Below are 5,730 nucleotides of genomic sequence, written 5' to 3'. Positions count from 1 at the left end.
GTGAAGTTGCCCTTCTGGCGAGGCTGTGAAGCTGAGTGGGAGGTGCGTCCGATCCTTGAGAACTCAACAGCGTGCACTTGTCAAATGCCAAATAACCTCTACTCAACTTCGGTTGGGTGAGATTCCTTTGGATCAAAGTCCAACCTCTTCCGGGGGTTGGCGTATGGATTGTCAGTATTGACATCCTTTTGGTCAGTTCAAACTCGCTGCTTTCAGCCTATTCCGGTTGTTGGTAGCAAATTTCTTTTACGGAGAGTTTGATCCTGGCTCAGGATGAACGCTGGCGGCGTGCTTAACACATGCAAGTCGAACGGTGAAGCCCAGCTTGCTGGGTGGATCAGTGGCGAACGGGTGAGTAACACGTGAGCAATCTGCCCCTGACTCTGGGATAAGCGCTGGAAACGGCGTCTAATACCGGATATGAGCTACGGCCGCATGGTCGGTAGTTGGAAAGAATTTCGGTCAGGGATGAGCTCGCGGCCTATCAGCTTGTTGGTGAGGTAATGGCTCACCAAGGCGTCGACGGGTAGCCGGCCTGAGAGGGTGACCGGCCACACTGGGACTGAGACACGGCCCAGACTCCTACGGGAGGCAGCAGTGGGGAATATTGCACAATGGGCGCAAGCCTGATGCAGCAACGCCGCGTGAGGGATGACGGCCTTCGGGTTGTAAACCTCTTTTAGCGAGGAAGAAGCGAAAGTGACGGTACTCGCAGAAAAAGCGCCGGCTAACTACGTGCCAGCAGCCGCGGTAATACGTAGGGCGCAAGCGTTATCCGGAATTATTGGGCGTAAAGAGCTCGTAGGCGGTTTGTCGCGTCTGCTGTGAAAACTGGAGGCTCAACCTCCAGCCTGCAGTGGGTACGGGCAGACTAGAGTGCGGTAGGGGAGATTGGAATTCCTGGTGTAGCGGTGGAATGCGCAGATATCAGGAGGAACACCGATGGCGAAGGCAGATCTCTGGGCCGTAACTGACGCTGAGGAGCGAAAGGATGGGGAGCAAACAGGCTTAGATACCCTGGTAGTCCATCCCGTAAACGTTGGGAACTAGTTGTGGGGTCCATTCCACGGATTCCGTGACGCAGCTAACGCATTAAGTTCCCCGCCTGGGGAGTACGGCCGCAAGGCTAAAACTCAAAGGAATTGACGGGGACCCGCACAAGCGGCGGAGCATGCGGATTAATTCGATGCAACGCGAAGAACCTTACCAAGGCTTGACATATACGAGAACGGGCTAGAGATAGTCAACTCTTTGGACACTCGTAAACAGGTGGTGCATGGTTGTCGTCAGCTCGTGTCGTGAGATGTTGGGTTAAGTCCCGCAACGAGCGCAACCCTCGTTCTATGTTGCCAGCACGTAATGGTGGGAACTCATGGGATACTGCCGGGGTCAACTCGGAGGAAGGTGGGGATGACGTCAAATCATCATGCCCCTTATGTCTTGGGCTTCACGCATGCTACAATGGCCGGTACAAAGGGCTGCAATACCGTAAGGTGGAGCGAATCCCAAAAAGCCGGTCCCAGTTCGGATTGAGGTCTGCAACTCGACCTCATGAAGTCGGAGTCGCTAGTAATCGCAGATCAGCAACGCTGCGGTGAATACGTTCCCGGGTCTTGTACACACCGCCCGTCAAGTCATGAAAGTCGGTAACACCTGAAGCCGGTGGCCCAACCCTTGTGGAGGGAGCCGTCGAAGGTGGGATCGGTAATTAGGACTAAGTCGTAACAAGGTAGCCGTACCGGAAGGTGCGGCTGGATCACCTCCTTTCTAAGGAGCATCTGGCATTCTTCGGGATGTCCAGGCGCCAGATTGAGAACGTATGTTTCTCACTGGTTAGCTCATGGGTGGAACATTAGACAAGATGCCGTTCGGGACTTCCTGAACTTAGTACGCTGCTTGCAGCTGGAACGGTTTTGGTGGAAGCGCCGGCATATGCACGCTGTTGGGTCCTGAGGGACCGGATGAACTTGATGTCTTTGGATGTTGGGTTTTGACGACTCTCTGGACCTTTTGCTGTTGCCGGCTTTGGCTGGTTTCGGTGGAGGGTACCGCCCGTACTTTGAGAACTACACAGTGGACGCGAGCATCTTTGAGATGACACCTTTTGGTGTTGTCTCATGAAAGATGATCTTAAAGATCATTAGTCAATTTCAGATTCCCATGCCTTCGGGTGTGGGGTCGAGTTTTGATTCAACTCATGTGATTTCAAGTCTTTAAGAGCAAACGGTGGATGCCTTGGCATCTGGAGCCGAAGAAGGACGTAGCAATCTGCGATAAGCCTCGGGGAGTGGATAAGCACACTTTGATCCGAGGATTTCCGAATGGGGAAACCCCGCTGGGCAGCGTGCTGACCTGGTGACTCCCGCCTGAATATATAGGGCGGGTAGAGGGAACGTGGGGAAGTGAAACATCTCAGTACCCACAGGAAGAGAAAGCAACCGCGATTCCGTTAGTAGTGGCGAGCGAAACCGGAACAGGCTAAACCGAGTACGTGTGATATCCGGCAGGAGTTGCGTATTCGGGGTTGTGGGACTTTTCTGACTGGTCTGCCGATCAGTCGGCGTTACAAGAAGGTATAGACGAACAGCTTTGAATGGCTGGTCATAGAGGGTGCGAACCCCGTAGTCGAAATGCTTCTCTTGACGCGAAGAGTATCCCAAGTAGCACGGGGCCCGAGAAATCCCGTGTGAATCTGTCAGGACCACCTGATAAGCCTAAATACTCCCAGATGACCGATAGCGGACAAGTACCGTGAGGGAAAGGTGAAAAGTACCCCGGGAGGGGAGTGAAATAGTACCTGAAACCGTTTGCTTACAAACCGTTGGAGCCTCCCTAGTAGGGGTGACAGCGTGCCTTTTGAAGAATGAGCCTGCGAGTTAGCGATATGTGGCGAGGTTAACCCGTTGAGGGGTAGCCGTAGCGAAAGCGAGTCTGAATAGGGCGATTCAGTCGCATGTCCTAGACCCGAAGCGAAGTGATCTATCCATGGCCAGGTTGAAGCGACGGTAAGACGTCGTGGAGGACCGAACCCACTTAGGTTGAAAACTGAGGGGATGAGCTGTGGATAGGGGTGAAAGGCCAATCAAACTTCGTGATAGCTGGTTCTCTCCGAAATGCATTTAGGTGCAGCGTTGCGTGTTTCTTGCCGGAGGTAGAGCTACTGGATGGCCGATGGGCCCTAAAAGGTTACTGACGTCAGCCAAACTCCGAATGCCGGTAAGTGAGAGCGCAGCAGTGAGACTGTGGGGGATAAGCTTCATAGTCGAGAGGGAAACAACCCAGACCACCAACTAAGGTCCCTAAGCGCGTGCTAAGTGGGAAAGGATGTGGAGTTGCTTAGACAACCAGGAGGTTGGCTTAGAAGCAGCCACCCTTGAAAGAGTGCGTAATAGCTCACTGGTCAAGTGATTCCGCGCCGACAATGTAACGGGGCTCAAGCACGCCACCGAAGTTGTGGCATTGATATTTATTGGTAGGCCTTCGTGGTCCAGCCGTATTGATGGGTAGGAGAGCGTCGTGTGGCCAGCGAAGCGGCGGTGTGAACCAGCCGTGGAGGCTACACGAGTGAGAATGCAGGCATGAGTAGCGAAAGACGTGTGAGAAACACGTCCTCCGAAAGACCAAGGGTTCCAGGGTCAAGCTAATCTTCCCTGGGTAAGTCGGGACCTAAGGCGAGGCCGACAGGCGTAGTCGATGGACAACGGGTTGATATTCCCGTACCGGCGAAGAACCGCCCAAACCAATCCAGTAATGCTAAGCATCTGAATCCCCTAGATGGATCCCTTCGGGGTGAAGCGTGGGGCCTAGCGTGCGACCCTATGCTGGGGCGGTTAGCGTATTAACAGGTGTGACGCAGGAAGGTAGCCCAGCCCGGCGATGGTTGTCCGGGTGCAAGTGCGTAGGCCGAGTGGTAGGCAAATCCGCCACTCATTAAGGCTGAGACACGATGCGGATAATAAGTGGGTGATCCTATGCTGCCAAGAAAAGCATCGACGCGAGGTTCTAGCTGCCCGTACCCCAAACCGACTCAGGTGGTCAGGTAGAGAATACTAAGGAGATCGAGAGAATCGTGGTTAAGGAACTCGGCAAAATGCCCCCGTAACTTCGGGAGAAGGGGGGCCTTCGGCGTATAGGGACTTGCTCCCAAAAGCGTTTGGAGGCCGCAGAGACTAGTGGGTAGCGACTGTTTACTAAAAACACAGGTCCGTGCTAAGTCGCAAGACGATGTATACGGACTGACGCCTGCCCGGTGCTGGAAGGTTAAGAGGACCGGTTAGCCGCAAGGCAAAGCTGAGAATTTAAGCCCCAGTAAACGGCGGTGGTAACTATAACCATCCTAAGGTAGCGAAATTCCTTGTCGGGTAAGTTCCGACCTGCACGAATGGCGTAACGACTTCCCAACTGTCTCAACCGCGAACTCGGCGAAATTGCAATACGAGTAAAGATGCTCGTTACGCGCAGCAGGACGGAAAGACCCCGTGACCTTTACTATAGCTTGGTATTGGTGTTCGGTGTGACTTGTGTAGGATAGGTGGGAGACGTTGAAGCAGGGACGCTAGTTCTTGTGGAGTCATTGTTGAAATACCACTCTGGTCATTCTGGATATCTAACTTCGAACCGTAATCCGGTTCAGGGACAGTGCCTGGTGGGTAGTTTAACTGGGGCGGTTGCCTCCCAAAAAGTAACGGAGGCGCCCAAAGGTTCCCTCAACCTGGTTGGTAATCAGGTGTCGAGTGTAAGTGCACAAGGGAGCTTGACTGTGAGACTGACAGGTCGAGCAGGGACGAAAGTCGGGACTAGTGATCCGGCAGTGGCTTGTGGAAGCGCTGTCGCTCAACGGATAAAAGGTACCTCGGGGATAACAGGCTGATCTTGCCCAAGAGTCCATATCGACGGCATGGTTTGGCACCTCGATGTCGGCTCGTCGCATCCTGGGGCTGGAGTAGGTCCCAAGGGTTGGGCTGTTCGCCCATTAAAGCGGTACGCGAGCTGGGTTTAGAACGTCGTGAGACAGTTCGGTCCCTATCCGCTGCGCGCGCAGGAAATTTGAGAGGATCTGACCCTAGTACGAGAGGACCGGGTTGGACGAACCTCTGGTGTGTCAGTTGTTCCGCCAGGAGCACCGCTGATTAGCTACGTTCGGGATGGATAACCGCTGAAAGCATCTAAGCGGGAAGCCGGCCTCAAGATGAGATTTCCATGCCTTCGGGCGAGAGGCTCCCAGCCAGATTACTGGGTTGATAGGCCAGATGTGGAAGCGTGGTAACACGTGTAGCTGACTGGTACTAATAAGCCGATGACTTGATAACACACCGTTTAAGGTGCTGCGTCCACTGAGTGGTTCTCGATGTACGGTCGAGAACCGCATAACAATTGATTGTTATGCTGATTGAAACATCAATAGTGTTTCGGCGGCCATAGCGTGAGGGAAACGCCCGGTTACATTCCGAACCCGGAAGCTAAGCCTCACAGCGCCGATGGTACTGCAGGGGGGACCCTGTGGGAGAGTAGGACACCGCCGGACTTCTTTTAGTGAATTGGCCACCCAATGTTGGGTGGCCTTTTCGCGTTAACAATCGTTGTCCCCCACCCGGGGCTGCGGGAGGATCACGACATGCCCGACAACACCCCCCGAGACAACAACCACGACCGCGACCGCGACCGCGACAAGCAACACAAGTCGCACCCACCCCGCAACGGGCAACGCAAGCCTGATTCGTCCCGTAACGG

At 54.2% G+C, this 5,730-nt stretch carries 3 rRNA genes; all 3 read left to right on the top strand.

Features of this window, described 5'->3' with window-relative positions:
• Positions 1–245 precede the first annotated feature (245 nt).
• The 3 genes from WDU96_RS13560 to rrf all read left to right on the top strand — a co-directional run bounded on the left by WDU96_RS13560 (position 246) and on the right by rrf (position 5,524).
• Positions 246–1,767: ribosomal RNA gene (locus WDU96_RS13560) — 16S ribosomal RNA — on the top strand.
• A gap of 436 nt (positions 1,768–2,203) precedes the next feature.
• Positions 2,204–5,309: ribosomal RNA gene (locus WDU96_RS13555) — 23S ribosomal RNA — on the top strand.
• Positions 5,310–5,407: 98 nt separating this feature from the next.
• A 5S ribosomal RNA gene (gene rrf, locus WDU96_RS13550) occupies positions 5,408–5,524 on the top strand.
• The 16S, 23S and 5S rRNA genes sit together here, the layout of an rRNA operon.
• Positions 5,525–5,730 lie beyond the last annotated feature (206 nt).

The organism is Microbacterium marmarense (assembly GCF_037204165.1).
Taxonomy (GTDB): Bacteria; Actinomycetota; Actinomycetes; order Actinomycetales; family Microbacteriaceae; genus Microbacterium; species Microbacterium marmarense.
The sequence above is the reverse complement of the archived record's forward strand: the minus strand, read 5'-3'. Positions and strand labels throughout refer to the sequence as shown.